The organism is Streptomyces paradoxus (genome assembly GCF_014202475.1).
GTDB lineage: Bacteria > Actinomycetota > Actinomycetes > Streptomycetales > Streptomycetaceae > Streptomyces > Streptomyces paradoxus.
On record NZ_JACHGV010000014.1, the window covers coordinates 113,101 to 139,104 of the forward strand.

Annotated in this window: 19 protein-coding genes and 1 pseudogene; 6 read left to right on the plus strand and 14 right to left on the minus strand. The window is 72.3% G+C overall.

Annotation, left to right across the window (positions count from 1 at the left end; genetic code table 11):
- Nucleotides 1-169: 169 nt before the first annotated feature.
- Nucleotides 170-1,579 (plus strand): PP2C family protein-serine/threonine phosphatase, encoded by a 1,410-nt coding sequence (locus tag HNR57_RS33720; protein WP_184566222.1) that lies wholly within the window; start codon nucleotides 170-172, stop codon nucleotides 1,577-1,579.
- A 29-nt stretch (nucleotides 1,580-1,608) separates the two neighbouring features.
- Here the strand turns inward: HNR57_RS33720 and HNR57_RS33725 are convergent, their stop codons facing one another.
- Nucleotides 1,609-3,102, minus strand: a complete 1,494-nt coding sequence (locus tag HNR57_RS33725; RefSeq protein ID WP_184566224.1) for a DNA-binding protein NsdB — start codon at nucleotides 3,100-3,102, stop codon at nucleotides 1,609-1,611.
- A 232-nt stretch (nucleotides 3,103-3,334) separates the two neighbouring features.
- Here HNR57_RS33725 and HNR57_RS33730 point away from each other — a divergent pair, with 232 nt between their 5' ends.
- A complete protein-coding gene (locus HNR57_RS33730) occupies nucleotides 3,335-4,474 on the plus strand; it encodes an aminoglycoside phosphotransferase family protein (RefSeq protein ID WP_184566226.1) in 1,140 nt (379 codons plus the stop codon).
- Between the two features lie 70 nt (nucleotides 4,475-4,544).
- Here the strand turns inward: HNR57_RS33730 and HNR57_RS33735 are convergent, their stop codons facing one another.
- The 7 genes from HNR57_RS33735 to HNR57_RS33765 form a co-directional block, all read right to left on the minus strand.
- Nucleotides 4,545-5,042 carry a glycosyltransferase family protein gene (locus tag HNR57_RS33735; protein ID WP_184566228.1) on the minus strand — a complete coding sequence of 166 codons (498 nt, stop codon included), beginning with the start codon at nucleotides 5,040-5,042 and terminating at the stop codon, nucleotides 4,545-4,547.
- 149 nt (nucleotides 5,043-5,191) lie between these two features.
- Complete coding sequence (locus tag HNR57_RS33740) at nucleotides 5,192-6,094, minus strand: universal stress protein (protein WP_184566230.1); 903 nt, start codon at nucleotides 6,092-6,094, stop codon at nucleotides 5,192-5,194.
- A 159-nt stretch (nucleotides 6,095-6,253) separates the two neighbouring features.
- Nucleotides 6,254-6,496 carry a DUF397 domain-containing protein gene (locus tag HNR57_RS33745; RefSeq protein WP_097214820.1) on the minus strand — a complete coding sequence of 81 codons (243 nt, stop codon included), beginning with the start codon at nucleotides 6,494-6,496 and terminating at the stop codon, nucleotides 6,254-6,256.
- A gap of 82 nt (nucleotides 6,497-6,578) precedes the next feature.
- A complete protein-coding gene (locus HNR57_RS33750) occupies nucleotides 6,579-7,745 on the minus strand; it encodes a thiolase family protein (protein ID WP_184566232.1) in 1,167 nt (388 codons plus the stop codon).
- The gene (locus HNR57_RS33755; RefSeq protein WP_184566234.1) at nucleotides 7,742-8,806 is read right to left on the minus strand and encodes a thiolase family protein; all 1,065 of its coding nucleotides are present in this window, start codon (nucleotides 8,804-8,806) and stop codon (nucleotides 7,742-7,744) included. The genes HNR57_RS33750 and HNR57_RS33755 overlap by 4 nt, the downstream gene beginning before the upstream one ends.
- Nucleotides 8,803-9,744 (minus strand): Zn-ribbon domain-containing OB-fold protein, encoded by a 942-nt coding sequence (locus HNR57_RS33760; protein WP_184566243.1) that lies wholly within the window; start codon nucleotides 9,742-9,744, stop codon nucleotides 8,803-8,805. The genes HNR57_RS33755 and HNR57_RS33760 overlap by 4 nt, the downstream gene beginning before the upstream one ends.
- Nucleotides 9,745-9,861: 117 nt before the next feature.
- A complete protein-coding gene (locus HNR57_RS33765) occupies nucleotides 9,862-10,662 on the minus strand; it encodes a crotonase/enoyl-CoA hydratase family protein (RefSeq protein WP_184566245.1) in 801 nt (266 codons plus the stop codon).
- Nucleotides 10,663-10,836: 174 nt separating this feature from the next.
- On the opposite strand from HNR57_RS33765, the gene HNR57_RS33770 reads away from it, so the two are divergent.
- Together HNR57_RS33770 and HNR57_RS33775 are read left to right on the plus strand one after the other, a co-directional pair.
- A complete protein-coding gene (locus HNR57_RS33770) occupies nucleotides 10,837-12,456 on the plus strand; it encodes an acyl-CoA synthetase (protein WP_184566247.1) in 1,620 nt (539 codons plus the stop codon).
- A 113-nt stretch (nucleotides 12,457-12,569) separates the two neighbouring features.
- On the plus strand, nucleotides 12,570-14,636 hold the full coding sequence (locus HNR57_RS33775; protein ID WP_184566249.1) for a sulfatase: 2,067 nt from the start codon (nucleotides 12,570-12,572) through the stop codon (nucleotides 14,634-14,636).
- Here the strand turns inward: HNR57_RS33775 and HNR57_RS33780 are convergent.
- From HNR57_RS33780 to HNR57_RS33790, 3 genes are all read right to left on the minus strand, one after another.
- On the minus strand, nucleotides 14,608-15,240 hold the full coding sequence (locus HNR57_RS33780; RefSeq protein WP_376772318.1) for an alpha/beta fold hydrolase: 633 nt from the start codon (nucleotides 15,238-15,240) through the stop codon (nucleotides 14,608-14,610). The two genes, HNR57_RS33775 and HNR57_RS33780, sit on opposite strands and share 29 nt — an antisense overlap.
- A 156-nt stretch (nucleotides 15,241-15,396) precedes the next feature.
- Nucleotides 15,397-16,230 carry an alpha/beta fold hydrolase gene (locus HNR57_RS33785; protein WP_184566251.1) on the minus strand — a complete coding sequence of 278 codons (834 nt, stop codon included), beginning with the start codon at nucleotides 16,228-16,230 and terminating at the stop codon, nucleotides 15,397-15,399.
- 60 nt (nucleotides 16,231-16,290) lie between these two features.
- Nucleotides 16,291-17,793, minus strand: a complete 1,503-nt coding sequence (locus HNR57_RS33790; RefSeq protein ID WP_184566253.1) for an acyl-CoA synthetase — start codon at nucleotides 17,791-17,793, stop codon at nucleotides 16,291-16,293.
- A gap of 210 nt (nucleotides 17,794-18,003) precedes the next feature.
- On the opposite strand from HNR57_RS33790, the pseudogene HNR57_RS33795 reads away from it, so the two are divergent.
- Nucleotides 18,004-19,783, plus strand: a pseudogene (locus HNR57_RS33795) (penicillin acylase family protein); the annotation flags it as partial.
- A gap of 25 nt (nucleotides 19,784-19,808) precedes the next feature.
- Here the strand turns inward: HNR57_RS33795 and HNR57_RS33800 are convergent.
- A complete protein-coding gene (locus HNR57_RS33800; RefSeq protein ID WP_184566255.1) occupies nucleotides 19,809-21,362 on the minus strand; it encodes an acyl-CoA synthetase in 1,554 nt (517 codons plus the stop codon).
- On the minus strand, nucleotides 21,359-22,468 hold the full coding sequence (locus HNR57_RS33805) for an NAD(P)H-dependent flavin oxidoreductase (RefSeq protein ID WP_184566257.1): 1,110 nt from the start codon (nucleotides 22,466-22,468) through the stop codon (nucleotides 21,359-21,361). The genes HNR57_RS33800 and HNR57_RS33805 overlap by 4 nt, the downstream gene beginning before the upstream one ends.
- A 152-nt stretch (nucleotides 22,469-22,620) precedes the next feature.
- Between HNR57_RS33805 and HNR57_RS33810 the strand changes: the two genes are divergently transcribed.
- On the plus strand, nucleotides 22,621-24,411 hold the full coding sequence (locus HNR57_RS33810; RefSeq protein WP_184566259.1) for a serine hydrolase domain-containing protein: 1,791 nt from the start codon (nucleotides 22,621-22,623) through the stop codon (nucleotides 24,409-24,411).
- A gap of 4 nt (nucleotides 24,412-24,415) precedes the next feature.
- Here HNR57_RS33810 and HNR57_RS33815 read toward each other — a convergent pair whose 3' ends face one another.
- Nucleotides 24,416-25,993, minus strand: coding sequence for a phytoene desaturase family protein (locus HNR57_RS33815; protein WP_184566261.1), 1,578 nt, complete (start codon nucleotides 25,991-25,993; stop codon nucleotides 24,416-24,418).
- Nucleotides 25,994-26,004 lie beyond the last annotated feature (11 nt).

Here is a 26,004-nt window from a genome sequence, read left to right on the forward strand (position 1 = left end):
GGGGCACTCCCCACCTACTCCGGAGTAGCTCCGTGAGACTGTGGCATATGCCAGAAGCACCACCGTATCGTGTGTTGCCGAATCCCTTACAGGCCGTCGCGGGCTGTGCAACAGTCGTAACGGTCCCTCCGTCAGCCTTGGCCGAACCGTCCCCGCATCGGAGTGCGTCATGCCGTCCCACCTCTCCGCGGACCGCCCAGCCGCCCAGCCGCCCGGACGCGGCTCGGTCGACGCGCTCATATCGCAGACGCGGCGGCTCAAGGGCGACGTGGACGCGGTGCGCCGCGACTCCGAGGAAGCGGGATCGGACCACCCCCGCGAGCGCTGGCAACGCGCCCTGTACGACCTGGCCCTGCACCAGCTCAACGACCTCGACGAGCACCTGGCGCAGCTGCGGGACGGCCCCCTGCCCACGGCGGCCGCCCCGGAAGCCCCTTCCCCCGCACAGGGCTCCCTGCTCAGCCGGGTCGGCAGCGCCGAATGGAACCTGCTGACGGACGAGGCCAGTTGGTCCGGCGAGCTCTACCGGATCCTGGGCCGCGACCCGGCCGCTCCCCCGCTCACCCTCGACGAACTGCCGTCACTGGTGGTGGACGAGGACCGGCCGAAGCTGACCGCGATGGTCACCGGCTGCCTCGTCGACGCCCGGCCCATCGACGGCGAGTTCCGCATCGCCCGCCGGGCCGGCGACGTACGGACCGTGCACATGATGGGCGAACCGGTGCTCGACGGTGACGGCAGCACCGCCTCGATGTGGGCCGTGCTGCGTGACGTCAGCGAACTGCGCCGCAGCCAGCGGGTGGTGAGCGAGACCCGTGACTCGCTGCACCACCGGCAGCAGGCCGCGCAGAGCGAGCACCGGATCGCGGCCGAGCTGCAGGAGGCCGTGCTGCCGCCGTGGCGCGGCTCCCTGCGGCTCCCGCACCGGGGCCCCAGGACCCTCGACCTCGCGTCCCACCACCTGCCGGCGTCCACCCGCACCCTCATCGGCGGCGACTGGTACGACGCACTCGAACTGACCGACGGTGAAACGCTTCTCAGCGTCGGCGACCTCACCGGCGAGGGAGTCGGCGTCACATCGAACATGACCATGCTGCTCGGTGCCGTACGCGGCATGGCCATGGCCGGCGCCACGCCGGGGCAGGTGATGGCCTGGCTGAACCAGTTACTCGACGCCACCGTGCAACCCGCCCTGGGCAGCGCCGTCTGCTGCCGCTACCGGCCCGCGAACCGCACCCTGGTGTGGGCGCAGGCCGGACACCCCGCCCCGCTGCTGTTCCGCGACGGGACGGGGCACGTCCTGGAGGCACCGGACGGTGTCCTGCTCGGCGCCACCTCGGGCGCCGTCTACGGGCAGGCCGAAGAGACGCTCCGGGTGGGCGACCTGCTGCTCCTGCACACCGACGGGCTGGTGCCCGGGCACACCGGAGCGGCGGCGGCGAACCTCCTCCTCGGCCTGGCGCCGCGCCTGGCGGGGGACCGCACCGCGGAGGACTGCGTGCGGACCGTGGTCCAGGAGTTCGGTGAGGGCGAGCGTGAGGACAACGCCTGTCTGCTCGTCGCCAAGGTCGTGTCGTAGGGAACCGGAACCCGGGCTGACCGGGGAACTCAGGCCTGCGCGCGGTTGCCGCCCCTGCCCTTGGTCTTCGGCAGGGCGAGCTTGATCTCCTCCCGCAGCTCCTGGATCCTCGGGTAGCCCGAGTACTCGGCGGTGAGCCGGTACATCTGGCGCAGCCTGTCCCAGGTGCGGTGGGAGGAGTTGGACCCCATCGACACCAGGGCCAGGCGAGCGTACCGGTCGGCCTGTTCGGGGTCGTCCGCGATGAAGCAGGCCGACGCCATCGACAGGTAGTCGAAGATCTTCGACCGCTGCCGGCCGTCGACCCGCAGGGCCAGCGCCTTCTCCGCGTAGTGCTGGGCATGGGCGGCCGCGCCCGGCTCGAACTCGGCGAGCGTACGGTAGGCCAGGGCCTGCATGCCGTAGAGGTCCTCCGCCTTGAAGGTCTGCATCCAGTCCGGCGGCGGTACGTCGGCCTTGTCGGAGACGAACAGGTCCTCCGCCCGCCCGAGCGTGCGGCGCATCGCCTGGCCCTTGCCCATGGACGCCTGCGCCCAGGCCTCGATGGTGTAGAGCATCGCCCGGGTGCGCGGCAGCACCTCGTCACCGGAACCGGACGTGGCGAGCTTCATCAGGTCCAGGGCGTCGTCGGGCCGGCCCAGGTGCACCATCTGGCGGGCCGCGCGGGACAGTGCCTCGCCCGCGCGGGGGCGGTCCCCGCCCTCTCTGGCCGCGTGCGCGGCGATGACGAAGTACTTCTGGGCCGTGGGCTCCAGGCCGACGTCGTGCGACATCCAGCCCGCGAGGACGGCGAGGTTGGCGGCGACGCCCCACAGGCGCCGCTGGAGGTGGGGTGGGTGACGGTAGGCGAGCATGCCGCCCACCTCGTTGAGCTGGCCCACCACGGCCTTGCGCTGGAGCCCGCCGCCGCGGGCCGCGTCCCAGGCACGGAACACCTCGACCGAGCGCTCCAATTCCTCGATCTCCTGCGACCCGATGGGGGCGGCCTCGTAGCGGTCGAACCCAGCGGGGTCGGCGTGCAGGGGATGGTCGAGGTCGGGGGCGTCGGCAGCCAGGGAAGGGTCGGTGTGCAGCCAGTCGTACATGGCGCTGCTGAGTGCGGATCCCGCGGCGAGCGCGGCGCCCGCGCCCACCAAGCCGCGTCGGTTGAGCATGAGGTCCATTCCCGTGAATTCGGTGAGGACCGCAGCCGTCCGCTCGGGCGCCCACGGCACGCCGTCGGGAGCATCGTCGCTCCCGCCGCCCTGCCGTTTCCCCGCACGCCCGTGCCGGACCAGACCGAGGTCCTCGATGGTCACGACACGGCCGAGACGCTCGGTGAACAGAGCCGCCAGCACCCGCGGCACCGGATCGCGCGGGATCTCTCCCGTGTCGATCCACCGCCGCACCCGGGAGGTGTCGGTCGACAGCTGGGGGTGGCCCATGGCCGCCGCCTGCCGGTTGACCAGCCTCGCGAGTTCGCCTTTGGACCAGCCGGCCAGGCCGAACAGGTCCGCGAGCCGGGTGTTGGGTTGTCCGCTCACGTCAAGCCCCCAGGTTCTCGGCTGAGTTGACAGTAGCCCGGGGAGACTTGCCGGGCGACTATTCGCCAGGGTTCGCCAGGGTGCGCCAGATGGTGTGCCACGGGCCATCCGGTGTCAGGTAGGAACGCGCCACCCCGACCCGGTCGCCAGGGACACTCCCCAGGGTTCTCCCGGGCCTCCGGGCCGGGTGGTGCGCTGTCGTCGCAGGCACACGAAGGGATCTGTTTCGCCCATGTACGCAGCATCGTCCTCCGTGTCCGCACCGCCCCGGTCGCTGCACCCGCGTCCCACGGACAGCGGCCCCTACCTCGCCCCCGCGCGGCCGGCGGCCCCCGTGCTCGGTGCGGGCAGGGCCCGGCGCGGCGCGGTCATCGGCACGCAACCGCTCAGCGGGAGACTCGACTTGTCCGGCCCCCAGGGCGCGCAGCTGCGCACGGCGATCGCGTCCGTGCACCGCATCTGCCCGGAGTTCGCCCCGGTGCAGGTCCTGCGCCGCAACGGACGGTCCGTGCTCCTGGTCGGCACGACCGGTCGCAGCACGGCTGTCGCCAAGTGTTTACTCGACCACTCCCCCGCCTGGTCCGAGCGGATCCGCCACGAGATAGCGGCGTACCGCTCGTTCGTCCGGCACCGCCCTCCCGTGCGGGCGCCGAGACTGATCGCGGCGGACCCGGACAACTGCACCCTGGTGATCGAGCGGATGCCGGGCCGGGTGGCGGCGCTCCAGCGGCACCCGGTGGAGGCGCCGCCCCGGGCGGACATCAGAGCGGCACTCGGCGCGATCTGCCGGCTGAACGCCTGGCGCCCGCCGGCGGGCACGTTCGACGCGCCGCTCGACTACGCGGCCCGGATGTCCCGGTACCACGAGCTGGGTCTGCTCACCGACCGGGATCTGGGCGACCTCCAGAAGCTGCTGCACGGCATCGCGCAGACGGCCGGGCGGCAGGGCATGGGCCAGTTCTGCCACGGCGACGCACTGCTGTCGAACATGCTCCTGTCACCGGCCGGTCCAGTGCTGGTGGATTGGGAGCATGCCGGCTGGTACCTGCCGGGCTACGACCTGGCGACGTTGTGGTCGGTGCTCGGGGACGCACCGGTCGCGCGCCGTCAGATCAGCCAGATCGCCCAGTCGGCGGGGCCTGCGTCCAGGGACGCCTTCCTGGTGAACCTGATGCTGGTGCTGACCCGTGAGATCCGTACCTACGAGACGGCCGTGCAGCGTTCGATGCACGACGCGGCCCCGGCGGCACCGGGGGCGGCCCACCCGGCTGCCGCGCCGTCCGGCGAGGAGCAGAGGCTGCTGCTGCGGCGGCTGCACGACGACTGCCAGTTGGCCCGGCGCGCCGTGCGCGCGGCGGTCGGCACTCGCTGACGGGGACGAGAGGGCCGCTGCACGCCGGGTAGGCGTGCAGCGGCCCTCTCGTGTGTGGTCGGTCCGGCTCTCAGCTCTGCTGGAAGAGTTCCGCGGGCAGCGGCTTGAGGAGGGCGTAGAGGTCGTCCGTGATGGGGCGGTCCCAGGCGGCGATGGTCACGAGGACGTTGTCGCTGCGGTCGAACTGCACGCAGGAGATCCGGCTCTCGGAGAGCTTGACGCGCCGCACGATCAGGAGGTTGTCGCCCTGCATCACCGGGACGTCCTCGGTGCTGACGACGGTGACCTCCTCGTCGTTCTCCAGCGCCAGCAGCAGCTGGGCCACCTCGAAGGGGACCTCGCCCTCGGAAACCTCGCGGGCCGGGGAGCCCTCCGGCAGATTGCCGATGATCATCGCGGGGCCGCGGCCGCCGAACAGGTCGTAGCGCAGGAAGACGCCCTGGCAGGTGCCGTCGGGCGCGGGCAGCAGTCCCGCACCGAGGTTGCCGGGCCAGTCGCCCGGGTCCATGGCCAGTACGTCGAAGTCGGGCCCGGCGGGAGTGGCGCTGCGGCGGCGGAGGAACGACATGTCGCCCATGGTACGTGCCCCGGCCTGCGAAGTGCGGGGTGGGCGGCGGACCGGACGGGCCGGGTCGTCGCCCGGCACAGTGAGCGGTTCGGGGCCGCTGGGACGGTGGTACGGCTGATGGCAGGACCGGTCCCGCCAGGACGGCGAGGTCAGTCCGCAGGGGACGCCGGCGGCACGACGGCGACGGGGCTCGCGGCGTGCAGCAGGACGGCGTGGGTGACCGAGCCCATCATGCGCACGGGTGAGAGCAGCCGCCGCCGGTGGCGGCCCACCACGACGAGGTCGGCGTCCCGGGAGGCCGCGACGAGGTGGCCGGCCGCGTCGCCCGCCGCCGGGATCAGCTGGACCGGGACGTCGGGGTGCCGCTCGCGGTACGGAGCGAGGAAGCCGTCGGCGAGGACCCGGGTCTCGTCCTCGATGACGTCCTGGTCGACGATCGGCGGGGGCAGCTCCCCGGGCATCATCCAGGGCTGCGCGGGCCACGGGTAGGCGGCGACCGCCTGGAGCCGGGCACCGCGCCGGGCGGCCTCGGCGAAGGCGAACTCGAGTGTGGCCTCGTCGGGACCGTCCACCTTCAGGCCGACGACCACGCGCGAGCCGGGGCCGCCCGGGGCCTCGCCGTGGACCTCGCGTCCGGGCCGGGGCACCACGACGACGGGGCACTCGGCGTCGCGGGCGGCGGCCATGCTGTTGGAGCCGAGCAGCAGACTGGCGAAGCCGCCGCGGCCCCGGGAGCCGAGCACCAGCAGCTGGGCGGTGGCACCCAGTTCGGGCAGGACCGCGCCGGCCGCGCCCTCCATGCCGACGTACTCCGTGTCCGGCTGGTCGGCGCGCCCCTCCAGGCGGGTGCGGACCTGGTCGAGCACGGGGTCGTCCTGCGGGTGGGCGAGCCCTGCGGCGAGGACCTCGGGCTGTGCCCAGTGGGCGTACTGGCGTACGTGCGCCACGCGCAGGGGTGCCGCGCGCCGGCGCGCGGCGTCGACGGCCCACTCCAGGGCGCGCAGGCTGTCGTCCGATCCGTCGACCGCCGCGACGACGGGCTGCGTGCTCATGGTCCTCACCTCCGGGATCCGGCTGTCCCCTCCCGGGGCCAGCCTGACTCAGGCGGTGGCTCCGGGAAGCTGCCTCCGGTGGCGTGTCCGGAAATGCGGGCGGAACACCCCCGGATCGGCCGTCGGCCCCCCTGCCGTCCGGAAAGGGCGGACCCGTCCTCAGGTGAGGTCGAACTCTCCCTCCCGCGCTCCCGACACGAACGCGCCCCATTCGGCGGGCGTGAAGATCAGCGAAGGGCTCTCCGGGCGGCCACTGTTCCGCATGGCGATGAAGCCCTCGACGAAGGCGATCTGGACATCCCCCCGCCCTCGGCTGCTGGACTGCCACTGTGCGTTGGTGAGGTCCAGCTCCGGCTTGTCCCAGCCCGTGAGCGGGCGCTGCTGGGTGGTGGTCTCGGCCACGTCCGTGCTCCTCCCGGTTCGTCGTCCGCGGCCAGCCTAGCGATCGTGTCCCACGGCCAACAGGGCACGTGAGGGGGACCTTTCAGGAGTCCGGGGGACGGTCGCCCACGAGCCACATGGAGAAGAACTGCGAGCCGCCGCCATAGGCGTGTCCGAGGACCCTGCGCGCCCCGTCCACCTGGTGTTCTCCGGCCTGACCGCGCACCTGGAGCGCCGCTTCCGCGAAGCGGATCATGCCGGAGGCGCCGATCGGGTTGGTGGACAGCACGCCGCCCGACATGTTGACGGGCAGGTCCCCGTCCAGTTCGGTCACGCCCGCCTCGGTGAGCTTCCAGCCCTCGCCCTCGCCGGCGAAGCCGAGGTTCTCCAGCCACATGGGCTCGTACCAGGAGAACGGCACGTAGATCTCGGCGCCGTCGATCTCGCGGCGGGGGTCGGTGATCCCGGCCTGCCGGTAGACGTCGGCGGCGCAGTCCTGTCCGGCCTGCGGGGAGACGAAGTCCTTGCCGGCGAAGAGGGTCGGTTCGCTGCGCATCGCGCCGCCGAGCATCCAGGCGGGCGGTCGTGGCGCCCGGGCGGCTCCGGCGCGGTCGGTGAGGATCATGGCGCAGGCGCCGTCGGAGGAGGGGCAGGTCTCCGAGTAGCGGACCGGGTCCCACAGCATGGGCGAGGCCATGACCTTGTCGAGGGTGATGTCGTGTTCGTGCAGGTGGGCGTAGGGGTTCTTGAGCGCGTTTCGGCGGTCCTTGTAGGCGACGAGGGCACCGATCGTCTCGGGCGCGCCGCTGCGGCGCATGTAGGCGCGGATGTGCGGCGCGAAGAACCCGCCGGCCCCGGCGAGCAGGGGCTGCTGGAAGGGGATGGGCAGGGACAGGCCCCACATGGCGTTCGACTCGGACTGTTTTTCGAAGGCCAGGGTGAGGACCGTGCCGTGCACGCGGGCCGCGACGAGGTTCGCGGCGACGAGCGCGGTGGAGCCGCCGACGGAGCCGGCGGTGTGCACGCGGAGCATGGGTTTGCCGACGGCACCGAGGGCGTCGGCGAGGTAGAGCTCCGGCATCATGACGCCCTCGAAGAAGTCGGGCGCCTTGCCGATGACGACGGCGTCGATATCGGCCCAGGTCAGCTCGGCGTCCTGGAGGGCGCGCAGGGCCGCTTCCCGGACCAGTCCCGCGAGGGACACGTCCCGGCGGGCCGCGACGTGCCTGGACTGTCCGATGCCGACGACGGCCACGGGCTCCTTGCTCATCGGGGTTCCCCTTCGAGTACGGCGACCAGGTTCTGCTGGAGGCAGGGGCCGGACGTGGCGTGGGCGAGGGCGCGGTCGGACTCGCCGCGGTGGATGCGGGCGGCGGCTTCTCCGATGCGGATGAGGCCGGCGGCCATGATCGGGTTGGCGGCGAGGGCCCCGCCGGAGGGGTTCACGTCCACGTCGTCGCCCAGCCGGAGGGCCTTGCGCAGGACGATCTCCTGCGCGGTGAACGGCGCGTGCAGTTCGGCGGTGTCGACGGGCCGCTCGAAGACTCCGGCCCGCTCGGCGGCCAGGCGGGTGGACGGCGAATCGGTCAGGTCGCGCACGCCGAGGCCGTGCGCCTCGATGCGGTGGTCGATGCCGCGGATCCACGCGGGGCGTGCGCACAGGTCACGGGCCCGGTCCCCCGCCGCGAGGATCACGGCCGCGGCGCCGTCGCCGATGGGCGGGCAGTCGCCGGTGCGCAGGGGCTGGACGATGTGGTCGCCCCGCGGCACGGGCCCCCGCAGCTGTGCGTGCGGGTTGGCGGCGGCGGCCTCGCGGTTGCGGGAGGCGACGGCGGCGAGGGCGGGTTCGTCGGTGTCGCCGGCGTCGATGAGGGCCTGGGCCTGGAGGGCGGCGAGGGCCACGGAGTCGGGCCACAGGGGTGCCACGTAGTAGGGGTCGAGCTGGCGGGTCAGGACGTCGCGGACGGAGCCGGGCGAGGACTTGCCGTAGGAGTAGACCAGGGCGGTGTCGGCGTCGCCGGTGAGGAGTTTCGTCCAGGCCTCGTACAGGGCCCAGGCACCGTCCATCTCGACGTGCGACTCGGAGATCGGGGGCCAGGCGCCGACGCCGTCGAGGGCGAGGGTGAAGGAGAAGGCGCGGCCGGCGAGGTAGTCGCTGGAGCCGGAGCAGGTGAAGCCGATGTCGGCGGTCTTCAGGCCGGTCCGGTCGAGGACCTCGTGCAGCACCGGCATCAGCATCTCCACTTCGGAGAGCTCCTCGCTGGTGCGCCGGTGGTCGGTCTGGGCGAAGGCGACGACGGCGATCTCACGGTCCCGCGGTGCGCTCGTCACAGCAGCTCCTTGTAGGTGTCGTAGTCCGCGTCGGGTTCGCCGGTGGGCCGGTAGTGGTCCGGGTAGCGGGCGTCCTCGGTCCAGACGGGTTCGACGCGCAGGCCCATGCGGACCTCGTCGTAGGGGATGCCGCCGATCCGTCCGTGCAGGGCCAGGCCGGCGCCGTCGAGGGCGATGTGGGCGTAGACGTACGGCACCTCGATGTCGAGGTTCTTCGCCTTGATGTTGACGATGCAGAACGTGGTCACGGTGCCGCGCGGTCCCACCTCGACCTGCTCGGACGTGGCGACCCCGCAGGTGGGGCACGCGCCCCTCGGCGGGACGTACACCTTGCGGCAGGACGGGCAGCGCTCGCCCATGGTGCGCCGGCCGGAGAGGGCGTTGATGTAGGCGGTCTGGGCGCGGCCGGGCGAGTAGGTGTAGTCGAGGCGGGCGGCGGCGACGATGCCGGTGACGGGATCCTCGAACTCGCCCGTGTGTCCCGTCGGTTCGGCCCGGTGGCCGTCGTAGGGCTCGAAGCAGGCGATGTCGGTGATGGCGCCGGTGCGTTCGCCCGCCCAGCGGATGCGGACCCGCATGCCGGTGTGCACGGCGGCGGGGCCGGGGGCGTCGAGGGCATGCAGGAGGGCGGTGTCGGCGCCGTCGAGGCGGACCAGGACCCAGGCGAAGGGCGTGGTGAGGGGCTGGCCGCGGCGGGGGGCGGGGTTCCAGGCCCAGGTGGTGACGGTGCCGGTGGGGGCGACCTCGACCAGGTCGCCGAGTTCCTCGGCGGTGACGGGGTCGTACTCGACGGGCGGGACGAGGACGCGGCCGTCGCGCGTCCTCACTCCGAGGATCACCCGTTCCCGCAGACCGGTCAGGAAGGCACTCTGGACAGGGCCGAGGGAGCGAGTGAAGGGAAATTCGACGACGAGCGGCGCCTTGAGAACTACGGACATCGAGGGCCTGCCTCCTTCGTGATCGGCGTGCACGGGGCGCCCCCTCAGGGGCGCGGGGAACTGCGCGCTCGGCCACAGACGACCCGCAGCTCGGAACCGGCCATCTCCGGCACAGCGCTACGCGCGCTTGAAGACGGGTGGTCGCTTCTCCGCGAAGGCTCGGGCGCCCTCCTTGGCGTCGGCGGTGCCGAAGACCGGCCAGCCGCGGGTCAGTTCGGCGGCGAGGCCGTCCTGTTCGGTCATTTCGGCGGTCTCGTAGACCGAGGCCTTGACGGCTTCCACGGCCAGTGGGCCACAGGCGTTGATCTGCTCGGCGATCTCCAGCGCCTTGTCGAGTGCCGTGCCGTCGGGGACGACGCGACCGACCAGGCCGGCGGCGGCGGCCTCGCGGGCGCTGTAGGAGCGGCCGGTGAGGAGCATCTCCAGGGCGTGGGTGCGCGGGATCTGGCGTTGCAGGCGGACCGTGGAGCCGCCGATCGGGAACAGGCCTCGCCGCACTTCGAACAGGCCGAAGGTGGCGGACTCGGCGGCGACCCGGATGTCGGTGCCCTGGAGCATCTCGGTGCCGCCCGCCACGCACGGCCCCTCGACGGCGGCGATCACCGGCTTGCGCGGGCGGTGGTGGCGCAGCATGGCCTTCCAGTGCAGGTCGGGGTCGGCCTTGAGCCGGTCGCGGTACTCCTGACCGGCCATGCCGTTCCCGGCGAGGGCCTTGAGGTCCATGCCGGAGCAGAACGAGCCGCCCGCGCCGGTGAAGACGATCGAGCGGACCGAGTCGTCGGCGTCGGCCTCCAGCCATCCGTCGTGGAGGCCGACGAGCATCGGCAGTGAGAGCGCGTTCCTGGCTTCCGGCCTGTTGAGCGTGAGCACCAGTGTGGCGCCTTCGCGCTGCACGGTGAGGTGTTCCGTCCCGCCCATGGCGAACTCCCCTCTCTGGAACGAGAACAGGTTGCAGTAGGGCGGGAAGCACTTCAAGGGTTTTCTGACAGTCAGTCAGATTCTTTCGCGTGGACCCTTCACAGTTGGACCGCCCTTTGCTCTGATGACCGGCGAACCGTCCGATGCCAGGCACGCCCGGGGTCAGGAGGAGCGGTGGAGTACAACCTTGCCGACCTGTTCGAGTCGGTCGTCGACGTCGTCCCCGGCCGTGAGGCGCTGGTGTACGCCGACCACCCCGGCACGGGCGCGGAGCGCCGGCTGACGTACGCGGAACTGGACGCGGCGGCCGATCGCGTCGGCCACCACCTGCTCGACAGCGGGATACGCCCCGGTGAGCACCTCGGGCTCCACCTCTACAACGGCGTGGAGTACCTGCAGACGGTGCTGGGCTGCCTGAAAGCGCGGATCGTACCGGTCAACGTCAACTACCGATATGTGGCAGAGGAGCTGGTGTACCTCTACCGGGACGCGGACCTGGCGGCGCTGGTCTTCGACGCCGAGTTCACGGACCGGGTGGCGGCGGCGCGTCCCCGGGCCGGGAAGCTGCGGCATCTGATCCGGGTGGGCACTCCGCCGCCCGGAGCCGCGGAGGTGCCTTGCGTGGAGTTCGCGCAGGCGGAGGCGGCCGGGTCGCCCGAGCGCGGTTTCCCGGCCCGCTCGGGCGACGACCAGTTCATCATCTACACCGGCGGGACGACCGGCATGCCCAAGGGCGTGATGTGGCGGCAGGAGGATCTGTTCTTCGCGGGCCTCGGCGGGGGCGCCCCGACCGGGGAGCCGGTGAAGAAGCCGGAGGAGCTCGCCGAGCGGGTCGCGGCCGGAGGCGCGGGGATCACGTTCTTCCCGACGGCCCCGCTGATGCACGGCACCTCCACCCTCACCGCGTTCATCGGCTTCAACTTCGGGCAGCGGGTCGTGATCCACCGCAAGTTCGTGCCCGAGGAGGTGCTGCGGACCGTGGAGAAGGAGAGGGTCAGCAGCATCTCGCTGGTGGGGGACGCGATGCTGCGGCCGCTCATCGACGCGCTGAGCGGTCCGCTGCGGCACATCGACCGCTCGTCGCTGTTCAGTGTGTCGTCGTCCGGCGCCATCATGTCGGACACGGTGCGCCGGCAGTTCCAGGAGCTGGTGCCGAACGCCATGCTGCTGAACAACTTCGGCTCGTCGGAGTCCGGCTTCAACGGGACGGCGACCGAGGACTCCGGCCCGGAGCGGGGCTTCCGGGTGCGGGTCAACGCCCGTACCCAGGTGGTCGACCCGGCCACGTACGCGCCGGTGCCGGCCGGTGAGGTGGGCCGGATCGCCCAGTGCGGACACGTGCCGCTCGGCTACTACAACGACCCGGCCAAGACCGCCGCGACCTTCTTCGAGAGGGACGGTGAGCGGTGGGTGCTGCTCGGCGACATGGCCACCGTCGACGAGGAGGGCGTGGTCACCGTCCTGGGCCGGGGCTCGCAGTGCATCAACACCGGCGGCGAGAAGGTGTACCCGGAGGAGGTCGAGCAGGCCCTCAAGTCCCATCCGGACGTCTACGACGCGCTCGTGGCCGGGGTGCCGGACCCCCGGTGGGGCCACCATGTGGCGGCGGTGGTGCAACTGCGCGAGGGAGCGGCGAGGCTGTCGCTGGAGGACATCCGCACGCACTGCCGTGACCGGCTCGCCGGTTACAAGCTCCCGCGCCGGCTGGTGATCACCGCGTCGATCCAGCGGTCGCCGAGCGGCAAGGCGGACTATCGGTGGGCCCGGGAGGTGGCGGTGGCTGCGGACGGGTGATTCTCCGGCCGGAACATTGAACCCCGGGTGACGTGCGGACGTACTGGTGGTGGCAGGCTCGGACTCCGGGCTCTGTCAGCCATGCCAGCAAGACCGCACGGAAGGACCACCGGGTGTCGCCTTTCACTCGCTCCCGTCAGCTCCCGGACACGACCGAGGGCGGGGCGGAACCGGATGACGACACGGCGGAGAAGGAACCGGCAGCGGAACGGACCGAGGCGGAGAAGCCGGGGACGGAACCCGGCACGACTCCGGAGGCGGAGCCGGACACCGCACCGAAGGCCGAACCGGACACCGCACCGGGAGCGGAGCCGGACACGACTCCGGAGGCGGAGCCGGACACCGCACCGAAGGCCGAACCGGACACCGCTCCGGGGGCGGAGCCGGACACGACTCCGGAGGCGGAGCCGGACACGGCTGTGGAGGCGGAGCCGGACACCGCTCGGGAGGCGGAGCCGGTCACATCTGCGGACGCAGGATCGGGCACGGTCCCCGGCCCGGCTTCCGACCCGCCCCCCGTTGCGACGAAGCCCGGCTGGTTCGGCTGGCGGCGCCGCTACCCCTGCGCGGCACGCGGCGTCAGCGTGGGGACGACCGTGCTGGCCGGTGCCCTCGTGCTGTTCGCGCTGCTCGTGCCGAACCAGGTCGACAAGATCGAGTTCGCCTCGTTCGTCAGGATTCCCGCCGAGGGCGTGCTCCTCGCGGGCCTGCTGCTCGCCCTGCCGCCGAAGGCCCGCCGGATCACGGCCGTGGTCATGGGCGCGTTCCTCGGGCTGGTCACGATCCTGAAGTTCGTCGACATGGGCTTCTACCAGATCCTGGCCCGCCCCTTCGATCTGGTCCTGGACTGGATCCTGATCGAGAACGGCACGGACTTCCTGAGGGAGACGTTCGGCCGGACCGGCCAGGTGCTGGCCGTGACCGGCGTGATCGTCCTGTTCGTCGCGGTGCTGGTCCTCACGACCCTCGCCGTGGTGCGGCTGACCCACCTGATGGTCCGGCACCGGCCCGTCGCCGCCCGTACGACACTGATCCTCGGCACCGCGTGGATCACCTCCATGACCCTGGGCCTGCAGATCGGCACGGTGCCGATCGCCACCAAGGGCAACGCGGAGTTCCTGGGCAACCGGGTGGAGCAGGTCCGGGCGGGCCTGAAGGACGCACGGGTCTTCGAGAAGCAGGCCGCCGTCGACGCCTTCGCGAAGACGCCGCCCGACCAGTTGCTCACGGGACTGCGCGGCAAGGACGTCCTGTTCACGTTCATCGAGAGCTACGGCCGGGTCGCGATCGACGATCCGGCTATGGCGCAGCAGACCGACGCCGTCCTCACGGAGGGCACCGGCCGGCTGAAGGCGGCCGGGTTCGAGTCGCGCAGCGGCTGGCTGCAGTCGCCGGTGACGGGCGCGGGCAGCTGGCTCGCCCACTCGACCTTCCTGTCCGGGCTGTGGATCAAGAACCAGCAGCGGTACCGCAACCTGACCACGAGCGATCGCATGACGCTGACGAACTACTTCGGGAAGACGGGCGCCTGGCGGACCGTCGGCATCGTGCCGGGGGTGCGGCGGGCCTGGCCGGAGGGCAAGTACTTCGGCCTGGACCACATCTACGACTCCGAGCACCTCGGCTACCACGGCCCGTACTTCAGCTGGACGCCCGTGCCCGACCAGTTCAGCATGGAGGCCTTCCAGCGGCTGGAGCACGGCAAGAAGGACCGCGAGCCGATCATGGCGGAGATCATCCTGGCGTCGAGCCACAACCCCTGGTCCCCCATCGCGCGGATGATCGACTGGGACGACCTGGGTGACGGCTCGGTGTTCCACCGGATCAAGAAGGAGGGCACCAACCCAACGGAGGTCTGGAAGGACCCGGAGAAGGTGCGCACCGAGTACCGGCGGGCCATCGAGTACTCGATCCGGAGCCTGACCGAGTGGGTCGAGCGCTACGGCGACGACGACACGGTGCTGGTCTTCCTCGGCGACCACCAGCCGGTGCCGACCGTCACCGCCGGGGACACCGGCAAGGACGTGCCGATCACCATCGTCGCCAAGGACAAGAAGGTCCTGGACCGGGTCGCCGACTGGAACTGGACGGACGGCCTCAAGCCGGCGGCGAACGCCCCCCGGTGGGGCATGGACAAGTTCCGCGACCGCTTCATGACGGCGTACGGTCCGCAGGGCTGAGGAAGTCCTCCACGGCCGCGAGGAACTCCGCCGGGCGGGCCTCGTGCACGAGATGCCCGGCGTCGACGGTGATGTGCCGGGCGTCGGGGAGCAGTTCGGCCAAGGCGGCGATCTGCTCCTGCGGGATCAGGCTGCTCGGCCCGCCGCCGATCAGCAGTGTGGGGCTTGTGATCCGCCCCATGTGGTCCCACCACTCGGGGTTCGGTGCGTTGCGCTGTTCGTCGGTGGCGAGGATCATCGCCCAGTCGTACGGCAGGTCCCCGCCGGGCCGTTCGGCGGGTGGGCGCGGCGGGTCCAGCGGGAAGGGCGCGGGCACGTCCTCCAGGACGAGCCGCCGGACGAGTCCCGGGCCGCGCTGTGCGAGCAGGTAGGCGACGGCGCCGCCGAGCGAGTGGCCCACGACGTCGGCGCGCTCGATGCCGAGCGCACCGAGGAAGGTGTGAACGTCGTCGCGCAGGGTCTCGTACGCGTATCCGCCGGGCCAGTCGCTGCGGCCGTGTCCGCGCAGGTCGGGCGCGTACACCCGGCGGGGCCCAGCCGCCCCCGTGGCCAGGGCGGGGGCGATCTCCGCCCAGTCGGTGCCGTCGGCCCCGCGGGCGTGCAACAGCAGGAGGGGCGGGGCGTCCTGCGGTCCCCAGACTAGGCCTGCGTGATGCCGTTCGCCCGTACGGTGAGGGGTCGGTTGTCCATACCGGCACGGTAGGCGACGGGTGCTGCCCGGCCGGGGTCGCTCTGCCGACAGCAGAGGGTGTCCCCCGCGTCAGGAAAAGAAGCCGGCCACGCGCCGCACGAACCGCTCCGGGTCGTCGAGCCACGGGTAGTGCCCGGCGCCCGGCTGCACCGCGAACTCGGCGGCCGGGAAAGCCTGTGCGGTCTGCCGGGCGAGCGACGGGGTCGGGCCACCGTCCATTCCACCGGCCAGGACGAGCACGGGGGTTCTCACCCGGGCGAGCGCATCACGTGTGGCGTCCGGTTCGTAGGCGCCGTCGGCACCGTAGACCTCTGCCGCGTCGTCGTTGGTCTCGGCCTCCTCACGGAAGGCGTGCGCCCGGGCGGTGTCGTCCCACCGCCCGTAGAAGAACGGGAGGAACGCCGGGTCGAAGTCGCCCCTGCCCTCCAGCCAGGCCTCGAACGGCGGGAACGCGTCCGCGAACCACGGTTCGGACGCCCGCTGTCGGGCCGCCGTCAGCCGGTCCTCGGCCGTCGCCGGCATGCCCAGGGCCCTCGGTATGGCGGTGATCAGTGCCAGCCGTCCCAGCCGCTGCGGGTGCCGGGCCGCGTACAGCATGGCGAGACTGCCGCCCGCCGAGTGCGCGAGCACGTCCATCCGCTCCTGCCGCAGATGGACCCGCAACGCCTCGACGTCGTCCACGAGCCGGTCGCAGCGGTACGTGCCCGGGTCCGCCGGCAGCTCGGACTCCCCCGTGCCGCGCAGGTCGAGCAGCACCAGCTGCCAGTGGGCGTCCAGGCCTCCCAGGTCCCCCAGGTAGGCGGAGGCCCGCATGGGGCCGCCGGGCAGCACGACGAGCGGCTCGCCCTCGCCGCGCAGGTGATAGGTGAGGCGGGTTCCGTCCGGGGCGCTGAAGATCGGCATGCGCCGATCCTGGTGTCCTGGTCCGGTCCGGCACAACCGGGTTGGACGGTCTCGGGTGCGCTACCGCTTCCCGAGACCGTCCCGCAGTTCCCGTTTGAGGATCTTCCCGCTGGCGTTGCGCGGCAGTTCGTCCACGAACACCACCCGCTTCGGCGCCTTGAAGGGGGCGAGCTTCCCTCGGACGTGGTCGATCAGTTCCGCCTCGGAGACGTCGCCGCGCGGGACGACGACGGCCGTCACGGCCTCGATCCAGCGCTCGTCGGGCAGGCCCACGACCGCGGCCTCGGCGACGGCGGGGTGGGTGTACAGCGCGTCCTCCACCTGGCGTGAAGCGACCACGACGCCACCGGAGTTGATGACGTCCTTCACCCGGTCGACGATCGTGTAGTAGCCGTGCGCGTCGCGTACCGCGAGGTCACCGGAGCGGAACCAGCCGTCGCGGAAGGCCTCGGCGGTCTCCTCGGGCTTGTCCCAGTAGCCCTCGCACAGTTGTGGTGAGCGGTAGACGATCTCGCCGGGGGTGCCGTCGGGGACGTCTTTGCCGTCCTCGTCGACGACGCGTGCGTCGACGAACAGGACGGGCCGGCCGCAGGAGTCCATGCGGCCCTTGTGTTCGTCGGGCGCGAGCACCGTGGCGAGGGGGCCGATCTCGCTCTGGCCGAAACAGTTGTAGAAGGCCAGGCCCGGCAGGCGCTCCCGGAGCCGTTCGAGTACGGGGACCGGCATGATCGACGCACCGTAGTAGGCCTTGCGCAGACCGCTCAGGTCGCGGGTGGTGAAGTCGGGGCGGCCTGCCAGGGAGATCCAGACGGTGGGCGGCGCGAACAGGCTGTCCACGCGGCCCGATTCGATCAGGTCGAAGAGCCGGTCGCCGTCGGGTGCGTCCAGGATGATGTTCGTCGCACCGACGGTCAGGTAGGGCAGCAGGAAGACGTGCATCTGTGCCGAGTGGTACAGCGGCAGGGAGTGCGCGGGGCGGTCGCCCGCACTGAGGTCGAGGGCGGTGATCGCGCTCAGGTACTCGTGCACCAGGGCGCGGTGCGTCATCATCGCGCCCTTGGGCAGAGCGGTCGTGCCGGACGTGTACAGCAGCTGCACGAGGTCTTCGGTGCGCGGCTCGGGGCCGTCGTACGCGGGCGCCCCGGGCAGCCTCGCGAGCAGCGAGTCGTCGGCGTCCCGTAGGGGCAACGTCCGTACACCGTCCGGCAGTTGCGCGGCGATATCCGGGTCGGCGAGGACCAGCGAGCTGCCGGACTGGCCGACGATGTAGGTGAGGTCGTCGCCGGTCAGATTCTGGTTGACGGGTACGTGCACCAGTCCGGCGCGCGCGCAGGCCAGGAAGGCGATCAGGTAGGCGTCGGAGTTGTGGCCGTAGGCGCCGACCCGGTCCCCGGGGGTCAGCCCCTGGTCGAGGAGGACGCTCGCCGCGCGGGAGACGGCGGTGTCGAGTTCGTCGTACGTCCAGGTCCGCTCGGCGTACTCCACCGCGACCCGCGCCGGTGTGCGCCGGGCGCTGCGCCGCAGAACTGCGTCGACCGTGCTGCCGTGTCCGGGCGTCGTCATGACACATGATCCTCGGTTCACCGCACGAGGAGGTCAAGGACCCCGGGCAGGCCGGGAGTCAGGGACGAGGACCGGCCACGGGCAACCCTGCCGCCGCCGATGGCGTCCGGTGTCATGAAGCCGACAGACGTTCGAATCAGATGTGTACCGTCGGCACTTCCATCCCCCGACGATGTTGGAGGGTATGATGCGCAGTCGTCTGAGACGACTACGCCGTCCGCCCGCACGCCGGGAGCGAAGGCCGTGGCGAAGGCGGCGGAGGAGCTGTGGGGCGACCCCGGCATGGGCTCCAACGCGGTCGTCTTCCGCGGGGACACGACGGCGAACGGCCGTGGTCTGCTGCTGGGCAACCCGCACTACCCGTGGGACGGCGGGCGCCGGTTCTGGCAGTCGCAGCAGACGATCCCCGGTGAGCTGAACGTGTCCGGCGGATCCCTGTTCGGCACCCCGGCGATCTCCATCGGGTTCAACGCACATGTGGCGTGGAGCCACACGGTCTCCACCGGCATCCCGGCCAACTTCCACCAGCTGACGCTCGATCCGGCCGATCCCACGTCGTACCTCGTGGACGGCAGGCCGGAGCGCATGAAGAAGCGGACCGTGACGGTCGCGGTGAAGGACGGCACGCCGGTCACCCGCACCCAGTGGTGGACGCGCTACGGCCCGGTCGTCACGTCCCTCAGCCCCCAGGTCCCGCTGCCCTGGACTGGGCCGGACGGCGTACGCCCTCAACGACCCCAACGCCGCGAACCTCCGCTTCGCCGACACCTCGCTCGGCTTCGCCAAGGCGCGCAGCACGGCCGACGTCCTCGCCTCGCTCGACCGGCACCAGGGCATCCCCTGGGTGAACACACTCGCCGCCGACCGCGCGGGGCACTCCCTCTTCACCCAGTCGCAGGTACTTCCCCGGATCACCGACGATGTGGCCCGGCGCTGCTCGACGGAGCTCGGCAGGACCACGTACCCGGCGTCCGGGATCGCGATCCTGGACGGTTCGCGCGGCGACTGTGCCCTCGGCGGTGACTCCGACGCCGTCGTGCCGGGGATCTTCGGCCCGGCGAGGATGCCGACCCTGAAGGACGCCCCGTACGCCGAGAACTCCAACGGCACCGCGTGGATGACGAATGCCGACCGGCCCCTCACCGGCTACGAGCGGGTCTTCGGCACGGTGGGCACACAGCTCGGCCTGCGGACCCGTGGCGCGATCGAGGACGTGGCGGCGATGGCGGACCGCGGCGGCCTGACCGTACGCGACCTGCAGCGGCAGCAGTTCGCCAACCGGGTGCCGACGGGTGATCTCGCCGCCGGTGACGTGGCCCGGGCGTGCGCCGCGCTGCCCGGGGGTGCGGCGACGGGCAGCGACGGCAAGGCCGTCGACGTGTCGGAGGCCTGCGGGGTGCTGAAGGCGTGGGACCGCACCATGGACACCGGGAGCCGGGGAGCGCTGCTCTTCGACCGGTTCTGGCGCAGGCTCGAACAGGCGGTGCCCGCCGACCGGTTGTGGAAGGTGCCGTTCTCGGCGGCGGACCCGGTCCGCACCCCGAACACCCTGAACACGGACGCTCCCGGCTTCCCCGCCGCCCTCGCCGACGCGGTGGGCGAGCTGCGGGGCGCGGGGATCGCGCTCGACGCGCCGCTCGGCACGCACCAGTTCGTCGTCCGCGACGGCAAGCGCCTGCCCATACCGGGCGGCGCGGGGCGGCTCGGCGTGTGGAACGTGATCGAGCCGACGTGGGACGCGGCCGCCGGGGGCTATACGGAGGTACCGTTCGGCTCCAGCCACCTCCAGGCGGTGGGCTGGGACGGCAGTCGCTGCCCGGTGGCGCGCACACTGCTGACGTACTCCCAGTCGTCGAACCCGAAGTCGCCGCACTACGCCGACCAGACCCGGCTGTTCTCCGGCGAGCGGTGGGTGACGTCGCGCTTCTGCGAGAAGGACATCCTGTCCTCGCCGAAGCTGAAGGTCGTGCGGGTGCACGAGCGCCGCTGACCGTGGTGCGAGGGGCCGGGCGCGCTCACACCGGGCGTGTCCGGCCCTCCCAGTACGGTTCCCGCAGCCGCCGCTTGTACAGCTTGCCGTTGGGGTCGCGGGGCATCTCGGTGATGAAGTCGATGCTCCGGGGCCGCTTGTATCCGGCGAGCCGGTGGGCGCAGTGGTCGAGGAGGTCGGCGGCCAGGGCCGGTCCGGGGCGGTGTCCTTCGGCCGGTTCCACGACCGCCTTGACCTCCTCGCCCCAGTCGTCGTGCGGGATTCCGAAGACGGCGGCGTCCGCGACGGCGGGGTGGGCGAGCAGGGCCGACTCGATCTCGGCCGGGTAGATGTTGACGCCCCCGGAGATGATCAGGTCGATCTTGCGGTCGCGCAGGAAGAGGTACCCGTCCTCGTCGAGGTGGCCGAGGTCGCCGACGGTGAAGAAGTCGCCGATGCGGTTCTTGCGGGTCTTGGCCTCGTCCTTGTGGTACGAGAAGCCGCCGGTGTTCATCTTCATGTACACGGTGCCGAGTTCACCGGGCGGCAGCCGGTTGCCGTCGTCGTCGAAGATCGCGAGTTCGCTGATGGGCCAGGCCTTGCCGACGGTGCCCGGCTTCTTCAGCCAGTCCTCGGCGGTGGCGAAGGCGCCGCCGCCCTCGCTGGCCGCGTAGTACTCCTCCACACAGGGCCCCCACCAGTCGAGCATGGCCCGTTTCACGTGGTCGGGGCAGGGCGCGGCGCCGTGGATGGCGTGGCGCATCGAGGAGACGTCGTAGCGGTCCTTCGCCTCGCCGGGCAGGGCCAGCAGCCTGTGGAACTGGGTGGGGACCATGTGGGTGTGGGTGCAGCGGTGGGCGTCGATGAGGCGGAGCATCTCCTGGGGCGTCCACTTGTCCATGAGGACCAGCCGGTGGCCGATGTGCAGGGACGCGCCGGCGAACTGCAGGACGGCGGTGTGGTAGAGCGGCGAGCAGACCAGGTGCACGTTGCCGTCGAACGGGCGGATGCCGAAGATGCCGAGGAACCCGCCGAGGTACGCCTCCTCCGGTGGTTTGCCGGGCAGCGGGCGGCGGATGCCGCGGGGGCGGCCGGTGGTGCCCGAGGTGTAGTTCATGACCCAGCCGAGGGTGCGGTCGCCGGGGGGCGAGCCGGGCCGGCCGTCGAGGAGTTCGGCGTACGGGCGGAAGCCCTGGACCGTGCCCACGGCGTACCGGTGGGTGGCCGGGAGGCCTGCCTCGTCGGCGGCGTGGCGGGCCGCGTCGGCGAAGCGTTCGTGGGCGAGGAGCACCTTGGCGCCGGAGTCGGAGACGATCCAGGCGATCTCCGGTCCGACCAGGTGGTGGTTGACGGGAACGAGGTAGAACCCGGCCTGGCTGGCGGCGAGGTACGCGGTGAGGAACTCGACGCCGTTGGGCAGGACCACCGCGAAGGTGTCGCCGCGTTCCAGCCCGGCCGCGCGCAGGCCGTGCACGAGCCGGTTGGCGGCGGCGTGCAGCCGTCCGGCGGTCCACTCCTCGCCGTCGGGGGCGACCAGGACCGCGCGGTCGGGGTCGGCGGTGGCCTGGGCCCAGAAGCCCACGGGAGCTCGGGTGTTCACTGTCCGCTCCTTCCGGCGATGCGGTTGACGCGGTCCACGGCCCGCTCGAAGCCGCGGGTGAGGTCGTCGAAGACCGCCTGGACGCTGCGTTCGCTGGTCATCCGGCCGACGATCTGGCCGACCGGGGTGCCGAGCAGCGGGTCGACCTCGTACTTCTGGATGCGCGACACGGCCTCGGCGACCAGCAGTCCCTGCAGCGGCATGGGCAGGGTGCCGGGCCCGTCCGGGTCGTCCCAGGCGTCGGTCCACTCGGTGCGCAGCTGGCGTGCGGGCTTGCCCGTCAGCGCCCGGGAGCGGACGGTGTCCCCGGAGCCGGCCGCGAGGAGCTTGCGGGTCAGGGCGGGCGAGTGGAGGTCCGCTTCCGTGGTGGTCAGCCACAGGGAGCCCAGCCACACCCCCTGGGCGCCGAGGGCGAGCGCGGCGGCCACCTGCTGCCCGCTGCCGATGCCGCCGGCGGCCAGCACGGGCAGCGGGGCGACGGCGTCGACGACCTCGGGGGTGAGCACCATGGAGGCGATCTCGCCGGTGTGGCCGCCCGCCTCGTAGCCCTGCGCCACGACGATGTCGATCCCGGCGTCCCGGTGCTTGCGGGCGTGCCGGGCGCTGCCCGCGAGTGCGGCGACGAGGACGCTTTGGTCGTGGGCGCGGGCGATGACGTCGGCGGGCGGGGAGCCGAGGGCGTTGGCGAGGAGCCGGATCGGGTAGTCGAAGGCGACGTCGAGCTGGCCGCGGGCGACCTGCTCCATCCAGCCCGTGATGCGCCAGCCGGACGCCTCGCCCTCGGCGAGTTCGGGCACGCCGTGCTTGGCGAGGGTGTCCCGGACGAACTGCCGGTGGCCCTCGGGGATCATCGCCTCGACGTCGGCCTCCGTGACGCCTTCGACCTTCTTCGCCGGCATGACGACGTCCAGGCCGTACGGTCTTCCGCCGACGTGTGCCTCGATCCAGTCCAGGTCGCGTCTGAGCTCGTCGGGGGCGGTGTAGCGGACCGCGCCGAGCACGCCGAAGCCACCGGCCCGGCTGATGGCCGCGGCGACGGCGGGGAACGGCGTGAAGCCGAAGACGGCGTGCTCGATTCCCAGTTCCTGGCTCAGCTCCGTCTGCATGGGCGCAGGATGCCGGAGTCCTCCGGAGGACGGAAGGGGTTTTCTGATGCTCCGTCAGATTCAGGCCGCGCTTGGTTCGTGCGCGCGGTCTATGGGCCAAGACGCGCGGCGGACATACTGCACGGGACAGGCGAGACGGTGGAGACGAAGGGATGCGTGCGGTGACCGACAGCCCGGCGAGCGGTGAACTGACCCGGCGTCAATTAGGCAGAGCGGGCATGGCCCTGGGCGGCGCGCTCGCCCTCACCCCGTTCCCCGCCGGGCCCGCCCCGGCCGCTCCGGCGGGGGCCGGCCGCCACCCCACCCTGCGGCACGGCTCCGCCGCCCGCGCCGGGCTCCTCTCCTCCCACCTGCGCCGGCTCGTCACCGACGCGGAGGCGTTCCTCGGGCCCTCCCCCAAGCACCCCTGGTACGCGGGCGCCGTCCTGCTCGCCGGACGCGGCGGCACGGTCGCGCTGCACCGGCCCATCGGCATGGCGGTGCGCTACCGGGCCTACGACGAGAAGACCGACACCGGTATCGAGTTCCCGCCCGGCGAGCAGATCCCGATGGCCGAGGACACCGTCTTCGACCTGGCGTCGGTCTCGAAGCTGTTCACCTCGATCCTCGCCGTGCAGCAGATGGAGCGCGGCGCACTGGAGCTGGAGGCGAAGGTCGCCTCCTACCTGCCGGACTTCGCGCGTGCGGGCAAGCAGGACATCACGATCCGCCAGCTCCTCACGCACACCTCCGGTTTCCGCGCCTGGATCCCGCTGTACAGCGCGCCGACGTACGAGGAGAAGCTCCAGCGCATCTGGAACGAGGCGCCGGTCAGCGCACCGGGCACGGCGTACCTGTACTCGGACCTGAACCTCATCTCGCTCCAGCTCGTGCTGGAACGGATCACGGGCCGCACCCTGGACGCCCTGCTCCGGGACGAGATCACCGCGCCGCTCGGCCTGCGCCGCACCCGCTACAACCCGCCCGCGTCCTGGCGGCCGAGGATCGCGGCCACGGAGGACGCGCGGGCGCCGTGGTCCGGGCTCGACCGGGGCCTGGTGTGGGGCGAGGTGCACGACGAGAACGCCTTCGGCCTCGGCGGGGTCGCGGGCCACGCGGGTGTGTTCTCCGACGCGTGGGATCTCGCGGTGCTCGGCCGTACGCTGCTCAACGGCGGTGTCTACGGGCGGGCCCGGATCCTGGGGCCGGAGTCGGTCCAGCTGATGTTCACCGACTTCAACACCGCCTTCCCCGGGGACGAGCACGGCCTCGGATTCGAGCTCTACCAGCACTGGTACATGGGTGCGATGGCCACACCGCGCAGCGCGGGGCACACCGGGTTCACGGGCACCTCGCTGGTGCTCGACCCGACGACCGACTCATTCCTCGTCGTTCTCGGCAACTCCGTCCATCCGGTGCGGAGCTGGCGTTCCGGTTCGGCGCCCAGGGTCGCCGCGGCGAACAACATGGCGCGGGCCGTGCCGGTCCGGCCGGCGCGGGGACGCACGGCCTGGTTCTCCGGGATGGCGGTCTCCTCGACGGCGACCCTCTCGCTCCCCGTGCTCGACACGTCCGCCGGGCGGGCGCGGCTGCGCTGCGCGCTGTGGTGGGACACCGAGCCCGCGTCCGACCTCCTGGTCCTGGAGGCCACGACCGACGGCGGCACGACCTGGCAGCCGGTGCCCTTCACGACGTCCCGCCGCGGTCGGGACCCCGAGCGGCACCCTTCGGGGTCGGTCACCGGCTGGTCCGGACGCGTCTGGCACGCACTCGCCGCGGACGTTCCCGCCGCACGGGAGCTCGCCCTGCGCTGGCGGTACGCGACGGACCGGCTGTACGTCGGGCGCGGCTGTTACGTGGACGCGCTGCGGGTCGAGGCGGCCGGGGGCGTCCTGTTCGACGAGTCGCGCCCGGCGGACGCGGCGCGTCTGCGGAGCGTGGGGTGGGAGCGATCGTCCGACTGAGGGATCACCCGGGGGTGTTCTCCAGCACGGCCATGGCCGCGTTGTGCCCCGGCACCCCGCTGACCCCGCCCCCGCGCACCGCTCCGGCCCCGCACAGCAGCACGTTGGCGTGCCCGGTCTCCACACCCCAGCGGCCGGTGCCGTCCTGGGCGTAGGGCCAGCTCAGCTCGCGGTGGAAGATGTTGCCGCCGGGCAGGCCGAGGTCGCGCTCCAGGTCGAGCGGGGTCCGGGCCTCGATGCAGGGGCGTCCGTCGGCGTCGGTGGCCAGGCAGTCCTCGAGGGGTTCGGCCAGGTGGGCGTCGAGCTGGGCGAGGGTGGACTTCAGCAGGTCCTCGCGTACGGCGTCGTTGTCCCGCTCGAACAGGCGGGCCGGGGTGTGCAGGCCGAAGAGGGTGAGCGTCTGGTAGCCCTGCTCGGCCAGGCCGGACCCGAGGATGGTCGGGTCGGTGAGCGAGTGGCAGTAGATCTCCGAGGGCGGCGCGGCGGGCAGCTCGCCGGCGGCGGCCTGGGCATGGGCGGCGGCCAGTTGCTCGTAGCCCTCGGCGATGTGGAAGGTGCCGGCGAAGGCCTGCCGCGGGTCGACGGAGCTGTCGCGCAGCCGTGGCAGCCGCTTGAGCAGCATGTTGACTTTGAGCTGGGCGCCCTCGGCGGGTGCCGGGGGCGTGTCGCCCGTCAGCTCGGCCAGGGCCTGCGGTGAGGCGTTCACCAGGACGTGGCGGGCGGCGACGGTGCCTTCACCAGCGTCCGTGCGATACGTGACCTCGGCGGTTCGGCCGTCCGTGGCGATGCGCAGCGCCTCGTGGCCGGTGGCGAGGACCGCGCCCGCCGCACGGGCCGTGCCGGCGAGGGCGTCGGTGAGGGCTCCCATGCCGCCGACCGGTACGTCCCAGTCGCCGGTACCTCCGCCGATCACGTGGTAGAGGAAGCAGCGGTTCTGCTTCAGGGAGGGGTCGTGGGCGTCGGCGAAGGTGCCGATGAGGGCGTCGGTGAGGACGACGCCGCGCACCAGGTCGTCCTCGAAGCGCGCTTCGACGGCGGTGCCGATCGGCTCCTCGAAGAGCGTCCGCCAGGCTTCCTCGTCGTCGAGGCGGCCCCGCAGTTCGTCGCGGGTGGGCAGCGGCTCCGTGAGGGTCGGGAAGATCCGCTGGGCGGCGCGGCCGGTCATGCCGTAGAACGCCTGCCAGGACCGGTACTCGCGGTCGGAGCCGGTGAGCCGGGTGAACGCCTCCCGGGTGCGCCGTTCGCCGCCGCCGACGAGGAGACCGGTGGGCCGCCCGTCGCGTTCGGCGGGGGTGTAGGAGGAGACGGTGCGGGTGCGGACCCGGAAGTCCAGGCCGAGGTCCCGGACGATCTTCTTCGGCAGCAGGCTGACCAGGTACGAGTAGCGGGACAGCCGGGCGTCGACCCCGGCGAAGGGCCGGGTGGACACCGCCGCGCCGCCCGTGTGGTCCAGCCGCTCCAGGACCAGCACGGAGCGGCCGGCCCGGGCCAGATAGGCGGCGGCCACCAGGCCGTTGTGGCCGCCGCCGACGATGACGGCGTCGTACGTCCGGTGTGCGCGGGGTCCCTCGGGTGCGGTCATGGTTCTTCGTA

What these genes read in the sequence shown, in the direction of transcription:
- HNR57_RS33815 (WP_184566261.1), bottom strand. Translation starts at nt 25,993, where the DNA reads ATGACCGCACCCGAGGGACCCCGCGCACACCGGACGTACGACGCCGTC.
- HNR57_RS33805 (WP_184566257.1), bottom strand. Translation starts at nt 22,468, where the DNA reads ATGCAGACGGAGCTGAGCCAGGAACTGGGAATCGAGCACGCCGTCTTC.
- HNR57_RS33765 (WP_184566245.1), bottom strand. Translation starts at nt 10,662, where the DNA reads ATGGGCGGGACGGAACACCTCACCGTGCAGCGCGAAGGCGCCACACTG.
- HNR57_RS33750 (WP_184566232.1), bottom strand. Translation starts at nt 7,745, where the DNA reads ATGAGCAAGGAGCCCGTGGCCGTCGTCGGCATCGGACAGTCCAGGCAC.
- HNR57_RS33785 (WP_184566251.1), bottom strand. Translation starts at nt 16,230, where the DNA reads ATGCCGATCTTCAGCGCCCCGGACGGAACCCGCCTCACCTATCACCTG.
- HNR57_RS33730 (WP_184566226.1), top strand. Translation starts at nt 3,335, where the DNA reads ATGTACGCAGCATCGTCCTCCGTGTCCGCACCGCCCCGGTCGCTGCAC.
- HNR57_RS33810 (WP_184566259.1), top strand. Translation starts at nt 22,621, where the DNA reads ATGCGTGCGGTGACCGACAGCCCGGCGAGCGGTGAACTGACCCGGCGT.
- HNR57_RS33740 (WP_184566230.1), bottom strand. Translation starts at nt 6,094, where the DNA reads ATGAGCACGCAGCCCGTCGTCGCGGCGGTCGACGGATCGGACGACAGC.
- HNR57_RS33790 (WP_184566253.1), bottom strand. Translation starts at nt 17,793, where the DNA reads ATGACGACGCCCGGACACGGCAGCACGGTCGACGCAGTTCTGCGGCGC.
- HNR57_RS33720 (WP_184566222.1), top strand. Translation starts at nt 170, where the DNA reads ATGCCGTCCCACCTCTCCGCGGACCGCCCAGCCGCCCAGCCGCCCGGA.
- HNR57_RS33735 (WP_184566228.1), bottom strand. Translation starts at nt 5,042, where the DNA reads ATGTCGTTCCTCCGCCGCCGCAGCGCCACTCCCGCCGGGCCCGACTTC.
- HNR57_RS33760 (WP_184566243.1), bottom strand. Translation starts at nt 9,744, where the DNA reads ATGTCCGTAGTTCTCAAGGCGCCGCTCGTCGTCGAATTTCCCTTCACT.